Annotated in this window: 13 protein-coding genes and 1 pseudogene; 4 read left to right on the top strand and 10 right to left on the bottom strand. The window is 37.5% G+C overall.

Features of this window, described 5'->3' with window-relative positions; translation table 11 throughout:
* Positions 1 to 133 precede the first annotated feature (133 nt).
* Both HT688_RS11910 and HT688_RS09370 read left to right on the top strand, forming a co-directional pair.
* On the top strand, positions 134 to 391 hold the full coding sequence (locus HT688_RS11910; RefSeq protein WP_138704219.1) for a hypothetical protein: 258 nt from the start codon (positions 134 to 136) through the stop codon (positions 389 to 391).
* Positions 392 to 440: 49 nt separating this feature from the next.
* Positions 441 to 1,707, top strand: a pseudogene (locus tag HT688_RS09370) (transposase).
* Between the two features lie 90 nt (positions 1,708 to 1,797).
* On the opposite strand, the gene pyk reads toward HT688_RS09370, so the two are convergent.
* The 3 genes from pyk to HT688_RS09355 form a co-directional block, all read right to left on the bottom strand.
* The gene (gene pyk / locus HT688_RS09365) at positions 1,798 to 3,303 is read right to left on the bottom strand and encodes a pyruvate kinase (protein WP_001042822.1); all 1,506 of its coding nucleotides are present in this window, start codon (positions 3,301 to 3,303) and stop codon (positions 1,798 to 1,800) included.
* 58 nt (positions 3,304 to 3,361) lie between these two features.
* Positions 3,362 to 4,369, bottom strand: coding sequence for a 6-phosphofructokinase (gene pfkA / locus HT688_RS09360; RefSeq protein WP_000820864.1), 1,008 nt, complete (start codon positions 4,367 to 4,369; stop codon positions 3,362 to 3,364).
* A gap of 82 nt (positions 4,370 to 4,451) precedes the next feature.
* Positions 4,452 to 7,553, bottom strand: coding sequence for a DNA polymerase III subunit alpha (locus HT688_RS09355; RefSeq protein ID WP_172923728.1), 3,102 nt, complete (start codon positions 7,551 to 7,553; stop codon positions 4,452 to 4,454).
* Between the two features lie 346 nt (positions 7,554 to 7,899).
* Between HT688_RS09355 and HT688_RS09350 the strand changes: the two genes are divergently transcribed.
* Both HT688_RS09350 and HT688_RS09345 read left to right on the top strand, forming a co-directional pair.
* Positions 7,900 to 10,173 carry a Xaa-Pro dipeptidyl-peptidase gene (locus HT688_RS09350; RefSeq protein ID WP_172923727.1) on the top strand — a complete coding sequence of 758 codons (2,274 nt, stop codon included), beginning with the start codon at positions 7,900 to 7,902 and terminating at the stop codon, positions 10,171 to 10,173.
* A gap of 16 nt (positions 10,174 to 10,189) precedes the next feature.
* A complete protein-coding gene (locus HT688_RS09345) occupies positions 10,190 to 10,660 on the top strand; it encodes an arginine repressor (protein ID WP_023934390.1) in 471 nt (156 codons plus the stop codon).
* A 578-nt stretch (positions 10,661 to 11,238) separates the two neighbouring features.
* On the opposite strand, the gene HT688_RS09340 is transcribed toward HT688_RS09345, so the two are convergent.
* From HT688_RS09340 to HT688_RS09310, 7 genes are all read right to left on the bottom strand, one after another.
* Positions 11,239 to 14,589, bottom strand: coding sequence for a DEAD/DEAH box helicase family protein (locus tag HT688_RS09340; protein ID WP_172923190.1), 3,351 nt, complete (start codon positions 14,587 to 14,589; stop codon positions 11,239 to 11,241).
* Positions 14,590 to 14,618: 29 nt separating this feature from the next.
* Positions 14,619 to 15,668, bottom strand: coding sequence for a restriction endonuclease subunit S (locus HT688_RS09335; protein ID WP_172923726.1), 1,050 nt, complete (start codon positions 15,666 to 15,668; stop codon positions 14,619 to 14,621).
* 33 nt (positions 15,669 to 15,701) lie between these two features.
* The gene (gene xerA / locus HT688_RS09330; RefSeq protein ID WP_023941845.1) at positions 15,702 to 16,667 is read right to left on the bottom strand and encodes a site-specific tyrosine recombinase/integron integrase; all 966 of its coding nucleotides are present in this window, start codon (positions 16,665 to 16,667) and stop codon (positions 15,702 to 15,704) included.
* Between the two features lie 117 nt (positions 16,668 to 16,784).
* Positions 16,785 to 17,198: a type II toxin-antitoxin system death-on-curing family toxin gene (locus tag HT688_RS09325; RefSeq protein WP_023941843.1), complete on the bottom strand. Its 414-nt coding sequence runs from the start codon at positions 17,196 to 17,198 to the stop codon at positions 16,785 to 16,787.
* On the bottom strand, positions 17,195 to 17,431 hold the full coding sequence (locus HT688_RS09320) for an AbrB/MazE/SpoVT family DNA-binding domain-containing protein (RefSeq protein WP_000260603.1): 237 nt from the start codon (positions 17,429 to 17,431) through the stop codon (positions 17,195 to 17,197). The genes HT688_RS09325 and HT688_RS09320 overlap by 4 nt, the downstream gene beginning before the upstream one ends.
* Positions 17,432 to 17,490: 59 nt before the next feature.
* A complete protein-coding gene (locus tag HT688_RS09315) occupies positions 17,491 to 18,612 on the bottom strand; it encodes a restriction endonuclease subunit S (RefSeq protein ID WP_023938182.1) in 1,122 nt (373 codons plus the stop codon).
* Between the two features lie 12 nt (positions 18,613 to 18,624).
* Entirely contained in the window at positions 18,625 to 20,118 is a 1,494-nt protein-coding gene (locus HT688_RS09310; RefSeq protein ID WP_000627747.1) for a type I restriction-modification system subunit M, read from the bottom strand.
* Between the last annotated feature and the right edge of the window lie 117 nt (positions 20,119 to 20,235).

Below are 20,235 nucleotides of genomic sequence, written 5' to 3'. Positions count from 1 at the left end.
GTTTTAAATACCATATCATTAAATCGAAAATATATCAGATCGAATCTAGACAAGTAGATTGCGATTGCTAAAACATTTGTAGAAATTCATTTGACTTTTCTAATCAATTTGTGCATATCTTATTTCATACTCAATGAAAATCAAAGAGCAAACTAGGAAGCTAGCCGCAGGTTGCTCAAAGCACTGCTTTGAGGTTGTAGATAGAACTGACGAAGTCAGCTCAAAACATGGTTTTGAGGTTGTAGATGAAACTGACGAAGTCAGTAACCATACCTACGGTAAGGCGACGCTGACGTGGTTTGAAGAGATTTTCGAAGAGTATTACCTTCAAGAAACTCCATTGATGCCCCACCACCGCGTCACAAATACCTACACTGACACAAAAAGGTGACATAGCCACCTTTTTGGGCTCTATAATATTTGTAGTGGGTAAATCCCCTATGGATATCATTAATAAGGATACATACAAGGAACTCATCGCCAAACTGGACTATGAAGCTCCATCTTGCCCTGAGTGCGGAAGTCAAATGAAGAAATATGACTTTCAAAAACCGTCGAAAATTCCTTACCTCGAAACGACTGGTATGCCTACTAGAATTCTCCTTAGAAAGCGTCGATTCAAGTGCTATCACTGTTCAAAAATGATGGTCGCTGAAACTTCTATCGTCAAGAAAAATCACCAAATTCCTCGTATTATCAACCAAAAAATTGCGCAAAAGTTGATTGAAAAGACTTCTATGACCGATATTGCTCATCAGCTGGCCATTTCAACTTCAACTGTCATTCGAAAGCTCAATGACTTCCACTTTGAGTGTAATGTTAGAAATCTGCCTGAGATTATGTCTTGGGACGTTGAAACAGTCCGGGGAGTGACTGTTTCAATCGGGAGATGGAGATGAGCTTCATTACGCAAGATTTTAACAATCTCAATATCATCACTGTTCTTGAGGGAAGAACACAAGCTATCATTCGTAATCACTTTCTTAAGTATGATAGAGCTGTCCGATGTCGCGTCAAAATTATTACTATGGATATGTTTAGTCCTTATTATGCCTTGGCTAAACAGATTCGCTTTCAAATTTCTAGGCTCAGGCTGAAACAGTCTCCCAGACTGTTTCACTCCCGAATGCTAAAATCGTTCTAGATCGCTTTCATATTGTACAACATCTTAGCCGTGCTATGAGTCGTGTGCGTGTCCAAATCATGAACCAATTCGATAGAAAATCTCATGAATACAAGGCTATCAAGCGCTACTGGAAGCTCATTCAACAGGATAGTCGTAAATTGAGTGATAAACGTTTTTATCGCCCTACTTTTCGTATTCACTTGACCAATAAAGAGATTCTTGACAAGCTTTTGAGCTATTCAGAAGACTTGAAACACCACTATAATCTCTATCGGCTCTTACTTTTTCACTTCCAGAATAAAGAGCCTGACAAATTTTTCGGACTCATTGAGGACAATCTAAAGCAGGTTCATCCTCTTTTTCAGACTGTTTTTAAAACCTTCCTCAAGGATAAAGAAAAGATTGTTAACGCCCTTCAACTACACTATTCTAACGCCAAACTGGAAGCGACCAATAATCTCATCAAACTTATCAAGCGCAATGCCTTTGGTTTTCGAAACTTTGAAAACTTCAAAAAACGGATTTTTATCGTTCTGAATATCAAAAAAGAAAGGACAAAATTTGTCCTTTCTCGAGCTTAGCTGACTTCAACCCACTACAGTTGACAAAGAGCCCAAAAAAGCCTATCACACAAGCTCTAAAGCTGGATATGATAGGTTTTTATATTTTTCTTAACGTACTGTGCGGATACGCATTGTATTTGTACGAACAGCTTCTCCTACTGGTACACCAGCAACGATAACGATATCATCGCCTGACTCAACGAGACCTGCTTCTACCGCTTTACGTTCAGCGATTTCGAACATATCGTCAGTTGAAGATGGAGCATCTGTCAACATTGGGATAACACCCCAGTTCAACATCAATCCACGTTCTGTCAATTCATCAAATGTCAATGCTAAGATGTCAGCATTTGGACGGTATTTAGAAATCAAACGTGCAGTATGACCTGTCTTAGTAAGAGTTACAACCAATTTGATATCCATTGAGTTAGTAGCATCTTTAACAGCTGAAGCCATTACTTCTGTCTTAGAGTTACGTTCAAATGAATCTGAATCCAAACGTCCGTATTCATTAAGAAGAGTTTGAGCGTTCTTGTCTATTGTAGCCATTGTAGTTACTGACTCGAGTGGGTATTTACCGTTTGCAGACTCGCCTGACAGCATTGTAGCGTCAGTTCCGTCGATAACAGCGTTGAATACGTCTGATACTTCTGAACGAGTTGCACGTGGTTTTTCAGTCATTGTTTCAAGCATGTTTGTTGCAGTGATAACAACTTTACCTGCAGCATTGACTTTCTTGATAATCATTTTTTGGTAAACTGGAACCATTTCGAATGGTACTTCGATACCCATATCACCACGAGCGATCATGATACCATCAGCTGCTTCGATGATTTCATCCAAGTTATCGATACCTTGTTGATTTTCGATTTTAGCGAACAATTGAACATGCCCGTTTCCAGTTTCTTCACAGATTGCACGAACTTCGTTCACGTCTTTTGCAGTACGTACGAATGAAATCGCAATAAAGTTGATACCTTGTTCAAGACCAAAGCGGATATCGTCGTTATCACGTTCAGCAAGGGCTGGGAAAGGAATTTTAGTGTTAGGAATATTCACACCTTTTTGTTTAGCGATGATACCATCGTTTTCAACTTCCACTTCAAATTCACGAGTTGCGTCATCTTTAGCAACCACACGAAGACCAAGTTTACCGTCGTCAACCAACACTTGACGACCAACTTCAACATCATCATAGATATCCAGAGCACCAGCAACGTTCAATGCAATCACTTCACGAGTTGATTTGATTCCTTGTTTAGTTGCAACACGGATTTTCTCACCAGTTTTGTATGAATACTCTTTAGCTTCACCTTCGAACAATTCTGTACGGATTTCTGGTCCTTTTGTATCAAGAAGGAAACCAACTTTTTTACCTGCAAGTTTTTCAGCAAGTTTAACAGTTGCCATACGCTCACCTTGTTCTTGGTGGTCACCGTGTGAGAAGTTGAAACGGAATGTGTTAGCACCAGCTTCAATCAATTGAGCAATGTTTTTAGCTGAAGCTTCAACATCAAGTTTTTCACCCCAGTATCCGTCCTCACCGAATTTTTTACCACCACGGATTTCTACCGCAGGACCCAAAGTTGCAACGATTTTTACACGTTTGTTCATGATTTTTGTGACTCCTTTATAGATATGACCTTTTTGGTCTTATTAACTAAATTGTAAATTATGACAAGCTCTTATTCAAGCTAGATAGCTCAATATCGGCTTTGTGTGGGTTGTTAACTACAATCTTACCTTCTGCAGTAAGGCTAAACAATGCTCCTTCTTCTGCCGTTCCAAGAATTGGGTTTTCAACCATTTTCTCGTTACGGATACCAACCGCAACACCACCAATACCTTCTTTAAGAAGTTTAACAGCATGGGCACCCATACGTGACGCCAATACACGGTCACGCGCAGTTGGAGAACCACCACGTTGAATATGTCCAAGTTCTGTCACACGAAGGTCGCTTGTATCTCCAGCTTCTTTAAGTTTTTGACCAAATTCAGCTGCTGACATCACACCTTCAGCTAAGACGATGATATTGTGTTTTTTACCACACTCATAACCACATTTAATGCTTTCTACGATGTCTTCAATCTTGAATCCTTCCTCAGGAATGATGATTTCATCTGCACCAGTTGCAATACCAGCCCAAAGAGCGATATCACCAGCGTTACGTCCCATAACTTCAATAACAAAAGTACGACGGTGACTTGATGATGTATCACGAATCTTATCAATAGCATCCATAGCAGTTGTAACCGCTGTGTCAAAACCGATTGTAAAGTCAGTACCAACGATATCGTTATCGATTGTACCTGGAAGACCGATAGCAGGGAAACCATGCTCAGTCAAACGCATAGCGCCGTGGTAAGAACCGTCTCCACCGATAACAACTACACCTTCAATGCCGTGTTTTTTCAATTGCTCAATCCCTTTTAGTTGCCCTTCAAGTTGAGCGAACTCTGGGTAACGAGCTGAGTGAAGGAAAGTACCACCACGAGAAATGATGTCTCCTACTGAAGCTGCATCTAGGGGATGAATTTCACCGGCAACCATACCAGCATATCCGTCATAGATACCAAACACTTCCATTCCTTCTGAAATTGCTTGACGAACAACTGCACGGATAGCAGCGTTCATACCAGGGGCGTCTCCACCACTAGTCAAAACAGCAATACGTTTCATATTGGTTTATGCTCCTTTTTCTTTTAACAGTCTTCTTGATTATACCACATTTGATTTTAAAATTCTTCTATTTTCCGTATTTTTAGCGATAAATCGTTTTCATAACGATTTCATTCAATTTCGCTTCTAATTCATTGGATTTAGCTACAAAATAATGGGGAGAAACGATGGTTTTCTGTTCCTCTTCATACCTGATGATGACTGGGATTGGACCTTTATACTGGTCTAAAATACGTGAAATTTCTTGATCCGATTCATGATTTTTTACCTGTATCCAAAAGCGTTCAGCAACTGCTTCTCTTATTTCTTGTGCAATCATTTGCAGACGGCCATCACGTGATTGTATTTTTCCTTTTATATAGTAGAAGGATCCCTCTTTTATTTCCTGTCCAACCTGACGATATAAGTCTGAAAAGAGGGTAACATCCAATTTTTTCTTACTATCATCTACCTGTAAGAAAGCCATGTTTTCGCCCTTTTTGGTACGAATTACTTTTATTTTCTGAACTTCAACCAAAATAATAGCATAGCTATTTTCTGACAAATTCCCAATTGGGATAATCGGGTAAATAGCCTTACTTGCAATAGCTTGTAGTGGATGTTTGCTAACTCCTACTCCTAAAAGTTCTTGTTCCATATAGAATTTTTCTTGTTCCGTCCAATCTTCCGATTCCTGCCAACTATAAATAGTATCTCCAAACAAACTTCCCAACTCTTTTACAAATTCAAATAGATTAACTAAATTATTGAATACTTTTTGACGATTTCTTTCAAATGAATCGAAAAGACCAACTTTTACCAAAGGTTCTAGCAGAGGAAGTTTCAGATAATTCTCAGGTAATTTAGCTATAAAATCTTCAATGTTAGAATAAGGCCTATTTTCAATAATCCAAAGCGCCAAATCTTTGCTGACTCCCTTAATCGATTTCAAACCTAGATAGATAGACTTATTGGCAATTTTATCGTGATAGGGAATGGTGTTGATGGACAGAGGGGCTACTTCAAATCCTGCTTCTAAGGCATCTATTAAGTAATCACTGTTGGCAAAATTCAACATAACCTGATAAAAAATGGCTGGATAATGCGTTTTGAAATAAGCCAACTGGAAGGCCAAGGCTGAGTAGGCATAGGCATGTGACCTGTTAAAACCATAACCTGCAAACTTCTCCATGACATCAAAGACCTGCTCTGCCTTTTCCGCAGTATGACCAACATCTAATGAACCTTGAATAAAGGAAGCCCTCATCTCATGCATGGCAGAAGCATCCTTTTTCCCCATAGCTCGACGCAAAATATCGGCCTTCCCAAGACTAAATCCAGCAAACCGCTGAGCTACCTGCATAACCTGCTCCTGATAGAGCATGATACCATAGGTTGGAGCCAAAATATCCTCCAGTACTGGATCCAGAACAGTCACTTCTTCCTGCCCATGTTTTCTTGCCACAAAATTATTGATATAATCACTAGCACCTGGTCTATTTAGAGAAGTAGTCGCTACGACATCTTCAAAACAGACTGGTTGCACACGCTTAAGCAGACGAATGGCACCAGGTTGTTCAAATTGAAAGATACCTTTTGTATTGCCAGAAGCAAATAAAGCTAACGTTTCTTTATCTTCCAAATCAATCTCGTTGATAGCTATCTTAATCCCTTCTGTTTCAGCAAGCAACTCTTGCATTTTCTGAACAAAGGTCAAATTTCGCAGTCCCAGAAAGTCCATCTTCAAAAGACCGCTAGCCTCAACTCCATGAGCATCATACTGAGTCAGTGGAATTTCATCACCATGCTTTAGAGGAATGTAATTGGTCAAATCTTGGTCGCTAATCACAACACCAGCTGCATGGACAGAGGTTTGTCTTGGATAGCCCTCTATCTTGCAAGCAATCTCAAAGGCTTTTTGGTATTCTAACTTACTATTAATTTGCTGACGAAACTGGAGATTGCCCTCATAGGCCGACTTGAGATTGTCACGAAAACTGATTTTCTTAGTAATTGCAGATAATTCATACTCAGGAACACCAAAGCGTTTCAAGACATCTCGTAGAGCTTGCTTAGCCCCAAAGGTAGAAAAAGTAACGATTTGAGCCGCATGCTTACTACCATATTTATTACCAACATATCTGATAAAATCTGGACGATAAATATCTGGGATATCAATATCAATATCAGGCATGGTATAGCGTTCACGATTGAGAAAGCGTTCAAAAATCAGATTTTTCTCTACTGGGTCAATCCCTGTAATATCTAAGGCATAAGAAACCAAGCTACCAACAGCAGAACCCCGTCCCATTCCCATATAGTAGCCATTTGAACGTCCAAAACGCAGCAAATCCCAGACAACTAAGAAATAATCATCAAAGCCCATATCATGAATAACAGCCAATTCTTGGTTTAGACGTTCTTGATATTCTTTACTAGACAACCCCTTCTGAGCAAGTCCCAATTCAGCACGTTCTCTCAACTCTTCTACTGCTGGTCTAGCTGGATTAAAACGAGGCAGTTTCAGACTAGTATCCAAGTCATAAGAAATGCTTGAAATAAGCTTTTCTAAATTGTCTAAGGCTTGCGGAAATCGTTCTTGGAATAATTTCTCTAAAGAACTTGCTGATATAAAGACATCTTGTCGTGATCGCAAGGGAACTTCTCTGAGCGGTAGGTTTTCTTTAATCGCTGTTAAAACTTGCAGAACTTCTCTATCTCTGCTTTCAAAGGCATTGACCCGATAAAGGGGCAAGATTGGATGATGAAATTCTCTTGTCAGTGTTTCTGGATAAACTCCAATATAATAATCACAGCCTAGATTTAATGATTCAAGCTCTTCAAAATAAGGCACAATTACTGCAATATCTTCTAGGTACTGAGATAGAACTGACCATGTTTTCTCCCCCTGCATCTTGGCTGTTGAAAGCTTCATCAACTGCTGATAGCCCACACTAGATAGAGCTAAAAAGCGCAAATTCACTTCCTGAGCATCCACAAATACAGTCATTTCAAGCCCTAGCAAAGGATGAATGCCATATTTTTTTGTAACCTCTAGAAAGTCAAAAGCACCATAAAGATTATCAATATCCATCATAGCCAGATGAGTGTAGCCGTATTCTTTAGCTGCTCTCACATACTTTTCGATCGAAATGACGCTTTCCATAAAACTATAGACTGTTTTTGTATCTAGTTGTGCGATCAATTTACACTTCTCCTCTATCCTTCTCACTATATTATACCATTTTCACCTATAAAAGGTTGCTCTTGAGAAAAATTTCATCAGCTTACTAATTTACTTTCTATTCATTTGTATTTTTGTCATCGTTTTTTATATTTATACTATATTATATATAAAAATAGAAAACATATAATATAAATCTCCTAGAATTTTTATATTATACCTATTACGTCTATTATTACACTGTTCTCTATATTGAATTTAGCACTTTATTCATTTTTATTGGATTATTTCCTTTTGCAGTTAACAATTCCCTTTCTGCTTTTTTTTTGATATAATAACCTTAACTATCATTCTATATGGAGGTTCTATGCGTTTTAATCAATATAGTTATATCACTTTTCCAAAAGAAAATATCTTATCTGAACTAAAAAAATGTGGCTTTGATTTACAAAACACAGCCAATCCCAAGGAATTACTGGAAACTTTTTTACGTCGCTTCTTTTTCACTTATGAGAACACCGACTATCCACTCTTCTGCTTGGCTGTAGATAAAGAAACTAACATATTAACTTTTTTTAAATCTGACAAAGACTTGACAGCAGCTATTTTTTATACTGTTGCTTTTCAACTTTTAGGCTTTTCTTATTTGGTTGACTTCGAAGATAGTGACGTTTTTCGTAAAGAAACTGGATTTCCCATTATATATGGTGACTTGATTGAAAATCTTTATCAGTTACTCAATACTCGCACCAAAAAGGGAAATACTCTTATCGACCAACTTGTTAGTGATGGTCTTATTCCGGAGGATAATGACTACCACTACTTTAACGGCAAGAGTTTGGCTACTTTTTCTAGCCATGATGTCATTCGTGAAGTCGTTTACGTTGAGTCTCGTGTCGATACTGACCAAAAAGGTCTACCAGACTTAGTCAAGGTTAGCATTATTCGTCCACGTTATGAGAGCCAAATCCCTGCCATCATGACAGCCAGTCCTTATCATCAGGGAACAAATGACAAGGCAAGCGATAAGGCTCTCTATAAGATGGAGGGCGAGCTTGAGGTTAAACCTGCTCATAAGATTGAACTAGAGGAACCTCAACTCAATCTCGTCCAACCCCAAGGCCAAGCTGAGCTTGTGTCGGAAGCTGAGGAAAAGCTAAGTCACATCAACTCTAGCTATACACTCAACGACTACTTCCTTCCACGAGGTTTTGCCAATCTCTATGTTTCAGGTGTTGGTACCAGAGACTCTACTGGTTTCATGACTAATGGCGACTACCAGCAAATCGAGGCTTATAAAAATGTCATTGATTGGCTTAATGGCCGTTGCCGTGCCTTTACCGATTATACGCGCCAGCGTCAAGTCAAAGCTGACTGGTCAAACGGAAAAGTAGCTACAACTGGACTTTCCTATCTAGGTACCATGTCAAACGGCCTTGCCACTACAGGTGTTGATGGTTTAGAAGTAATCATTGCTGAGGCTGGAATTTCTTCATGGTACAACTACTACCGAGAAAACGGTCTGGTGACTAGCCCAGGTGGCTATCCAGGTGAGGACTTTGACTCCCTTGCTGAACTAACCTACTCTCGTAATCTCTTGGCTGGCGACTATATCCGTGGCAATGAAGCTCACCAAGCTGACTTAGAAAAAGTGAAAGAGCAACTGGATCGCAAGACTGGCGACTATAACCAGTTTTGGCATGACCGCAACTATCTGCTCAATGCCCATAAAGTAAAGGCAGAGGTTGTCTTTACCCATGGTTCTCAGGATTGGAATGTCAAACCACTTCATGTTTACCAGATGTTCCATGCTCTTCCCACTAATATAAATAAGCATTTCTTTTTCCATAATGGCGCCCATGTGTATATGAACAACTGGCAGTCCATTGACTTCCGTGAGTCCATAAATGCCTTATTGACCAAGAAATTACTAGGACAGGAAACAGATTTTCAGCTTCCGACCATTATCTGGCAGGACAATACCGCTCCTCAGACTTGGTTATCACTTGATACCTTTGGAGAGCAAGAGAACTTTGAAACCTTCTCACTTGGTCAAGAAGAGCAAGTTATTCAAAACCAGTACTCAGATAAGGATTTTGAGCGCTATGGTAAGACCTACCAAACCTTCAATACAGAGCTCTATCAAGGGAAAACCAATCAGGTTACTATTGACCTGCCTGTGACCAAAAATCTCCACCTGAACGGTCGCGCTCAGCTCAATCTTCATATCAAATCCAGCACAAACAAGGGGCTTTTATCTGCTCAATTACTGGAACTTGGTCAAAAGAAATACTTACAGCCTTATCCAGCTGTTTTAAGTGCTAGAACCATTGACAACGGTCGCTATCATATGCTGGAAAATCTCTGTGAACTGCCATTTAGACCAGATGCACAACGAGTCGTGACAAAAGGTTACCTTAATTTACAAAATAGAAATGATTTACTGTTAGTAGAGGATATTACTGCAGATGAATGGATGGATGTGCAATTTGAACTGCAACCAACTATTTACAATCTAAAAGAAGGAGATACTCTTCGTTTAGTCCTCTATACGACTGACTTTGAAATCACCATCCGTGACAATACCGACTACTACTTGACTGTCGACCTCGCTCAGTCCACGCTTACCATACCTTGCTAAAAGGAGTTACATTATTATGAATAAATCAGAGCACCGCCACCAACTCATACGCGCTCTTGTTGCAAAAAACAAGATTCATACACAGGCTGAATTGCAGTCCCTTCTTGCTGAGAACGACATTCAAGTGACCCAGGCAACCCTCTCACGCGACATCAAAAATATGAACCTATCAAAAGTCCGCGAAGAAGATAGCGCTTATTATGTTCTTAACAATGGTTCCATCTCAAAATGGGAAAAACGTCTCGAACTCTACATGGAAGACGCCCTTGTCTTGATGCGCCCAGTTCAACACCAAGTCCTACTAAAAACCCTTCCTGGACTGGCTCAATCCTTTGGTTCTATCATTGATGCTTTGAGCTTCCCTGACGCTATCGCTACCCTTTGTGGTGATGATGTCTGTCTTATCATCTGTGAAGATGCAGATGCTGCTCAAAAGTGCTTTGAAGAACTGAAAAAATTCGCCCCACCATTTTTCTTTGAAGAATAATAAATGACTACAACTAACAATTATGCTTCAAAAAACCTGGTAGAAAGTCTTTAACATCAGAAAACGCCTAATATCAAGTGTTTAAAACCCTTGATATTAGGCGTTTTGCTTTATCCTAGGAAGATTTATACTCTTCAAAAATCTCTTCAAACCGCGTCAACTTCGCCTTGCCGTAGGTATGGTTACTGACTTCGTCAGTTTCATCTACAACCTCAAAACCATGTTTTGAGCTGACTTCGTCAGTTTCATCTACAACCTCAAAACCGTGTTTTGAGCTGACTTCGTCAAGTTTGCTCTTTGATTTTCACTGAGTATTCCTTCATTTTCTCCTGCAATTGAATTCTTGCTCGACTTTTTGTTTTCTATTTCTTTAAAATCAAAGTAGCTCTTTTGTTAATAACTCGATCAACAAACATCGTGGTACAAGTATCTACTTTGAAATTTATCAGCCACTTAACAACTGATACTGTATTCTAGGAAAACGATGACATTCTTCCTAATAAAACTTCTCATATATGACATAAATTTCTACTCTTTTTAATTTTAAATGAGTCTCAGTATGGCAATCACTTTAGAATTTAAGCCGCTTCTCCAGCTCGATTATTGATGAGCTCAATGGTTTGAACAATATTACGAAGTACTGGTAGTTGGTGTTGGAAGAGTAGTTGAACCGATCCATAAGATTTAAACGGCTCTTGCGTTAACACTTTCGTCTCTAAAAAACCATTTTCTACAATGTAGTCTACAATCAATTTTACAAATGAAATCTGCCTAGCATTAAGGTTCTCATCCGACAAAAATTTAGAAAAAATACGATTGGCAGACTCTCTATCTAAGCCAATAATCTCACGCACCAATCTCGGAATTGCCTTATTTTCATAATGATGTTGGTAGTCTGATTTGCTACCTAATTTTTCCCAGAGCAATTTTTCAAGTGCAAGCATATCATCAGATGTCAACTTTTTATTATGGTATAGCTTAGAAATGGACTCTTCATCCAGATGAGTTTTCAAATAATGCTCAACTTTTTCATTATAAGATCGAAGATCGTTGACCTGCAAAAATGCTGTGGTCTCGTGAACAGTGGAGAGTATACGATCTTCAAAGTTAACATAGTAGGGTTTACGGTCTGTTTTATCCAAAAACTGTAATAAATCTCGAATAGCAAGACGAATTTTTTCCAAATCAGACAAGCTAACTTCTTTCCAAAATTCAGGCTCCTGTACTTTCCTGATAATTTCAACCTGCTCAAAAACCTGCGGGATATTGCCAATAGCAGAAAGAGCTCTAGCCGTCTTCATCACTTGGGAAATATGAACAGTGGAAGATTTAGCTGTCAGTTGCCCCAACTGAATATGAAGTAAGCACAAATCAAATCTCCTCGCCATCTCATCTTCTTTATCTTCATCAAATAAAAGCGGAGAGAGATTTTTTTGAATTGTTTCACTTGTAACAGCAGTTAGATTTTGCCAACTTTCCAATTTTCTATAGCTATAAACTGTATCTAAAACCATACGAACCCTGAAGTCCAACTCATTTAAGCTCTCTATACGACCTTGAAGTTCTGAAACAAGCTCCTGACGGTATGCTCTCGCAAACTGATCTTCTTGGTATTGGAGTCCCTGAAGTTCTCGAATCAAGTCCACTTTGATATTAAATAAACGCTGACTCAACGAAACAATGTGACGCCCCTCTCCATCTCTTGGATCTGCACGAAAATAATCAAAATTGTCCCCATAATCAAATACCAAGAAGTTTTCCTTATCCTGCTCAGGTCCAAATAAATCTTTACATAGACGGGTTCCTCGACCAATCATCTGCCAAAACTTAGTTTTAGAGCGTACTTTCTTGAAGAAGACTAAATTCACAACCTCTGGTACATCAATACCTGTATCTAACATATCGACAGAAATCGCAATTTGAGGATACTTCTCCTTAATTTTAAAATCATCAATCAAGGTCTGATAATGCTTAATACTATAATCAATTACCTGAGCATAGTCGCTCCCTTTTTCAGGATAGCGGTTGTTAAAAATACCTCTGATATATTCCGCATGATCATGATTTTTAGCAAAAATAATAGTTTTACCAATTTCATCACCCGAGGCTGTCTGAATTCCTCTTGTCATGAGTTCATTTAAAACAATTTCTACTGTACTTTTATTGAAAATAAAGGAATTAAATACACTCCCATCAATATCTTTTTCACAGCTATCGTCTTCAAATTTGCTATCAAAATGTTCCTTTTCTTCTTCAGACAAATCATCATAATGTAGACCATCCGTAGGTAGTTTCAGTTTGGTTTCGATAGAATGATAGGCTACTAAATATCCGTCTTTAACAGCCTCTTCCAAATCATATGCATATGTTGGAACCCCATTCTCCAAATTAAAGAATCCATAGGTGTTTTTATCTAAATCTTGACGAGGAGTAGCTGTTAAGCCTACAATCCTTGCATCAAAATAATCAAAAATGGACTTGTATTTCTGATAAATAGAACGGTGAGATTCGTCAATTATGATAAGGTCAAAATGCCCAACAGTGAAAGGACGTTGATTTACTTCTTCTTGACCACTAATCGCTCCAATCATGGTCGGATAAGTTGAAAAGACCATGCGACTTGATTGAGCTCCTTCTTTATCTTCTAAGAAGTTACAAACGGAAAGATCTGGGAGTAATTTTCTAAACGAATCATAGGCTTGCTTAACCAAGGAAGTTCTATCGGCTAAGAAGAGAACGTTTTTTACCCAGTTATGACGTGATAAGATATCAACTAGAGAAACTGCTGTACGAGTTTTCCCAGCCCCAGTTGCCATAACCAAAAGTGCCTGTCTACGATGATTAGAGAAAGCTTCACAAACGCTTGCAATCGCATGTTTTTGGTAGTGACGCTCGGAAATATCGTCCCTAATTTTACTAGAAATATCCTCAAGTGGTTTTTGAAGATGACGTCTATCCATCACTAATTGCAATTCTTCTTGAGAGTAAAATCCTGCAATCTGGCGGCGGTTCGGACCATCAAGTATATAGTGCTTCAACCCATTTGTAATAAAGCAAATTGGCTGATAGCCGATATGTTTCTCCAAAGCTTCAGCATATTCTTTGACCTGTACTTCCCCTACTTCTGGATTGACAGAGGCTTTTTTAGCCTCCACAATCGCTAAAATTTTCCCATTTTTACCATAAAGTACATAGTCACAGTAACCAATTCCTGAACCGTGCTTGAGACCATCAACAGCTATCTCAACACGACAGTTTTCTTCAAATATCCATCCTGCTAGACGGAGATCGATATCAATAAAGAGTTTTCTTGTCTCTGCCTCAGATAATTGATCAATATGGAAAGGCACATCTTGCCGTTGCGCTGCAGTCTCACGTTTTTCAGTATAAGTCTCTTGAACTTCTACGGACTGAGCAGCCATCTGTTCATGAAAATCAGGCAGTTCTGGTAAACTGTCTTGTAACTTTATCATAGATTGTGGAGTTTCTCGGTATTTGATGTTTGCTGAAAGTGGTAAGCACTTCTCATCAAAATAACGCTCCACAAACTCATTGCTGTAACAATAATCGATAAAATTAACAAACTGATACAAATGATGCAAAGCTAAAATCGCTTCTCGTTCCTTAATTTCACCACCATGAGCAGCATGGTTTCCCCACCGAATCAACAGAACTATCTGCTTGTGGAGTTCAGAATCTACGATATCCCTAAAATCATCATCCCATACTAAAGAAGATAGAGTAGCACGATAGGGAGCCTCTAAATATGAATCGTGACTATATATCCAATGGACAGCCTGCTCTAAAGCACGACGCGCCATAAAGGCAGTAGCCACAGTTGATGTAGCAATCATATTCTCAGCTTCAATGCAAGGTTTTGAAAAAGATTCATATTCGTCATTTTTTAAAAGAAAGCTAAAATTTCCCATTTTTTTCTCACTTTAAACAAATAGTTTAGCTATATTATACTAAATTTCAAGCTATTTCTCCACACTTTTATAGCTATCTCACAAGCAAATTGTGATTTGTCGACCTGGGCTACAAAGTCTGCGAACTCATTTTGGAGGGCTAGAGGGGGGAGGATATATTTCTGATTTTCTAATGGTTTTTGAGTTATCTTTGGTTGACCTGAGAAATCAGCAAATTTACTAAAATCAATTACTTTCATTAATTCTAATAAAAATACAAGATTGAAATCGGAATTCTTAAATTCTTTTATATATATAGCATTGTCACTTATCCATACCTTACCGTGGGTAGTTCTTACATTACCACAATATGCACCTACACGACCAATGATGATAGTAGGATTATCAATTAAATATTTTCGACTTTTCCAAGCAATGCCATTTCCACCATAGGCAGGATAACCTTCAAAAACTCTATCATGTTTATCAAGAAATTTTCCACTTGAAAATTTAAAACACTGTTGTCCCGTTTTTACTGCAAATTTCTTGTTATTATTTAAAGGATCCCCAAACATCTCGTTAAATCGGGATTTTACAAGTAGATTAAGCTCTTCAAGTTGTTCTTGTCTCCTTAAAATCAGCTTGCTTAACAAATCCAGCTCACTTGCAATTCTTTGTTGCTCTCCCAAATTTGTATATGGAACCATAATATTATCAAAATATTTTTTAGTTAAATGTTTCATTGTGGAACCATGAGTATGTTTTACAGCATCTTGTAAACCTTTTTCAACAACATATTTAAAATACGATTTATCTATATCTATCTTATCAAAAACCACTTTAAAAATGTGCTGATTTAACACTGCGGATCTTCCACACCACTGAAAAACCCCTAATGTACCCGACCACGAAATAAGGATATCACCAGCTTCAACAATGTATTTTTTATCAATCGTACCCGAATAATAATTTATCTCTGTTGAAGTTTTAGTCAGATTCTGTATTCTGATAATCTCTCTCCCTTCAGATGACCAATCTTGAGGTTTAAAAGCATAGCCATTGATAAAAGTAGCCACTTCCCCTAATTTCACTTTCTTCATGCAACCACCTCCTCGGAATATCGGGATTTGCTTTTAAGAGATGAATTTTTGGTGTGAATGCTTGACATTATTTTGATTGACCATGGCATAGGCCAGGGTTGTGTCAATCTTGCTATGACCTAGCAGTTTTTGGACTTGCTCGATAGGCATACCTTTATCAATTGCCTTAGTCGCTAAAGTTCTTCTGAACTTATGTGGGTGAACCTTTTGTATGCCGAGTTTCTCTCCTAACTTTCTTAAGCGAATCTCTACACCAGCAATTCCAAGCCTCTGGACTTTTCCAACTAACGTTACAAAAAGAGCAGGGTGACTATCTTTTCTGTCGTTAAGATAGTTTCTTAAATGAATTTTCGTACGAGCGTCAAAATATACTGGTCTCTCCTTCTTTCCTTTACCAAAGACAACACACTCTCTGTTTTCAAAATCAATATCTGAACGATTCAACTGTACAAGCTCCCCTACACGCATACCTGTCGATGCTAGTAGGTCTATTATTGCCAAATCTCTCAAATTTTCACAGTTATCACGCATAATTTCCAAATGTTCATCAGTATAAGTTTCCTTCACATTTTGCTCAGTCTTAATTTTCTTTATCCGTCGAATGGGATTTTTAATGATATATTCCTCTTGCTCAAGCCAAGCAAAAAAAGAAGACAATATACGCCTAATATTGTCTAAATTTGCCTTACTACAATCCTTTTCAGACTGGTAATTTGCTAAATAACTCCTTAAATCATCTGTTGTGAGTTGTGTCACAGACTCTTTAATAGCATTAAACAAGTTTTCAATCGTCCTCTGGTAATAACGAATTGTTTTTGAGCTACAGCCCTCTACCTGCTTGGCGGTAATAAATAGTTGCAACAGGTTATTATTCGAATACTTCTGCTGCTTTTTTCCGTCTACTAGATGATGTTCTAAACTCTCTCTCAACGCTAGTAATTGTTCATTATTTAAAAGAGGTAACATTTCTTGCATGATAATTGTAACTTTTGATTCCATAATTTCTCACTTTCTTATTCATCAATAAAAAGAGACAATATCAGTTTCTGCATTACAGAATTCTAATATTGTCTGTTCATTTATTTTCTTGTGCTCATTCAAATCCAGCATACTAGGTTACTTTTTGACCTTTTCTCTAACAGAATGTTCAGAAACCCATTTGGAGTAGCTTGTCATTTTTTCATCAGTTAAAGCTTCTACTGCGATGGTTACACACATTTTTACTGCTTCTTCTACCGTTACAGAAAAACGATAGCCGTTTAATTGTAAAAATTTGACCAAAACGAAGAAAGCAGTTCTTTTATTAGCATTAGCAAAAACATGCTTCTTTATCAATTGGACAAATAGTATAGTTGCTTTATCAAAAATTGTTGGATAAAGAGGCTTCCCAAAGACAAATTGTTCTGGTAAGTTCACAATCATATTTAAGGCAGAAGGACTAACTGTTTGAATTTTCTCATTTGGAGAATACCGTTGAATTGCTAAAGCATTTATTTTTTCAATTTGCTTTTCTGTTAGATAGATTGTCATTTTTCCACCAAAGCTTTGAAAACATCGTCGTATTCGTCAAATATTTTATCTAAATTTAAGTCAAAGGCATCATCAGATACATAAGAAACCTGCTGATCCAATTCTTCAGGAGTAAAGATAATCTCACCACTTGGTAACAATTTAGCTTCGTATTTTACACCACTTGGAATATTAAATTCACTTGGAATCGTAATGGTGATTGAATTTCCTTGTTTTCTTGTTTTTACTACCATCTGATTTCCTCCTTTGTTGTATTATAACAAATCATTACCGTAATTACAATGGCAGAATATCAGCTAAAATACTCCTGCATCAGAGATTTCTTCAAAGTTTCAAGCTCTTCCAGAGATTTTTGGATTGCCAATTGTGATTTGTCGACCTGGGCTACAAAGTCTGCGAACTCATTTTGGAGGGCTAGAGGGGGGAAAATCAGTTCAAAATTTTTAATCAGTTGACCGTTTAAATTAGGTTGATTTCCTCCTCGTCCAAGTTCTCGTAATTCGCTATACCTTAGCATTAATTGATGCCAAATAAAAACTGGATTGTCTATTTTATTTGGAAATATAGCCCCACATGCTTGGTTGCTAGTAGATTCAACTTTGAGGATTGCACTTCTTCCTCTTGTTTGTCCTTGACCATACATAGCAATTAATATTGTATCAACTGGAAAAAGTTTAAGAGATGTATTTTCTAAAGCAAATTTTGTGATTTTTTCCTCAGTTTCCGTAATTTCTCTATTTATTACCTCAGTTGTTTTTACCCAATTAATCGTTCCGCTATCCCAATATAATTTATTATCTCTTGATGGTGTACTTCCACTAGAAACTTCAAATTTTTCACCTATTTTATATTTGGGGAATAATGTAGTATAAAAATCCCCAAACATCTCGTTAAATCGGGATTTGACGAGCTCGTTAAATTTTTCTGATTGAATTTTACGAAAATCATAAATTTGACTTATCGTATTTAGTTTTTTTGCAATTAGCTTTTGTTCTAGTTTATTAGGCAATACAAATGAGATATCTTTTATTTTAGCTACTGAAAGATGTTTCACTGTAACAAAAGGGGTCTTATCTTCAATTTCTTTTAAAAATTTAGGAATCAACCAAGATATATAACCTTCATCTACACTTTTATCCGTAATTTTAATTTTACAGACACGTTGATTAAGTAGCGCTAAATCCCCCTCCCATTTTTTCAATATAAAACTGCCATCCATTGTAATCAATAAGTCTCCATTTTTAATAAGATATTCTTCGGAATAAGTTCCTTCAAAGTAGGTATCAGAAAAACCTCTTTCTACATCTCGAATTCGTATTAAGGGGAGACCAATTTTGTTATCATTAAATTGTGATGATTTAAAAGCGTAACCAGATAAAATCTCACAAACTTCCCCCAACTTCACTTTTTTCATACAGCCACCTCCCTACTTGAGTAATTCTTCTAACTCTGCTAAGCCAGCTTGAATTTCTTTTTCTAAATCATTGATTTTCTTTAAGATGACTTCTGTTGGTTCATACTCAACTTTTTCATACTCAATCTCTTTATATTTATTGATAGACAAATCATAATCATTTTCCTTTATCTCAGCAACTGGAACAAAGAAAGATTGATCCGTTCTCTGACGTTCTGCTTCTTTTTCAAGATGATGAAAGCGTTCGATAATATCTGGAATATCATTGTCGCTAATCGGTTGTCGCTTATCATCCAAACTTAAGCCATCCGCTTTCATATCGTAAAACCAGACCTTGTCAGTACCACCATTGCCAGTTTTTGTAAAGATGAGAATGGCAGTTGAAACTCCAGCATAAGGCTTGAAAACACCACTAGGCATTGAGATTACAGCATCAAGCTTATGGTTCTCTACAATTTCCTGACGAATTCCTTTATGAGCTTTAGACGAACCAAAAAGGACACCATCAGGTACGATAACTGCTGCTCGTCCACCTGGTTTTAAAGTTCGCAAGAAAAGAGAAAGAAAGAGTAATTCTGTTTTTTTGGTTTTTACGGTTGCAAGAAGGTCATTAGAGGTTGAATTGTAGTCAAGTGAGCCCTTAAAAGGAGGATTTGCTAAAACCAAAGTATATTTATCGGCTTCTTCATTATCTTGAGACAGCGAGTCAAGGTAACTGATTTGTGGATTTTCTACTCCATGTAGCATCATGTTCATCGCCCCAAGTCTCAACATAGTCGTATCCGTATCATTTCCATGAAACATCTGATTATGAAAATGATTGATATTATCTGTATTGGTTTCCCATTCATCTTTCTTACGCTTTAAGTAACGGCTAGCAGATACTAAGAAGCCAGCAGAACCCATAGCAGGATCTGAGATAATATCTTTGATGGTCGGTTGCATCAACTCAACCATCATATCGATGATGTGACGAGGTGTACGGAACTGTCCATTTTTACCTGCGGTCGACAATTTTGATAACAGATATTCATAGATATCTCCGATATCAGTAATACTTTGTTTGTCATTATCAAAATCTACATCTAATCCCCTAGTTGGAAAAACATCTAAGATAGAAATTGCCTTTTGAAGCGTAGCAGGTTTATTTATTTGAAAAATAGCTTCTCGCATATATCGTGAAAAGGCTGTATCATCTGTATCTCCCTTGAGATTTTTAATAAACGGAAAAATCTCCTGAGTCATTAAACGATAAACTTCCTGAGCATCTCCTATATTTTTAAAAGTTGACCAACGGTATTCAGGTTTATCTTTTGGAAAAACTCCCTCATAAGGAATCCCTAGAAATTCAGCATCACTTTCACGTCCAAGCTCGACACTATCCAAATCTTTCATAAATAAGAGATAAGTCAACTGTTCAATATTTGTTAAAGGATTTGCGTTTCCTTCTGTCCAAAGAATTTCCCACAACTGATCGATTTTATTTTTTAATTCGCCTGTAATCATATCTTCCCTTTTCTTTAGTTTTTAAAACTTAGTAATATCATTATTTTATCAGATTTCAAACAAAGCTTCAATTAACTATATCTATGCGTCACCTGAATATTTTATACTCTTCGAAAA

Source organism: Streptococcus sp. 1559, assembly GCF_013276735.1.
In the GTDB taxonomy this organism is placed as follows: Bacteria; Bacillota; Bacilli; order Lactobacillales; family Streptococcaceae; genus Streptococcus; species Streptococcus pseudopneumoniae.
The sequence above is the reverse complement of the archived record's forward strand: the minus strand, read 5'-3'. Positions and strand labels throughout refer to the sequence as shown.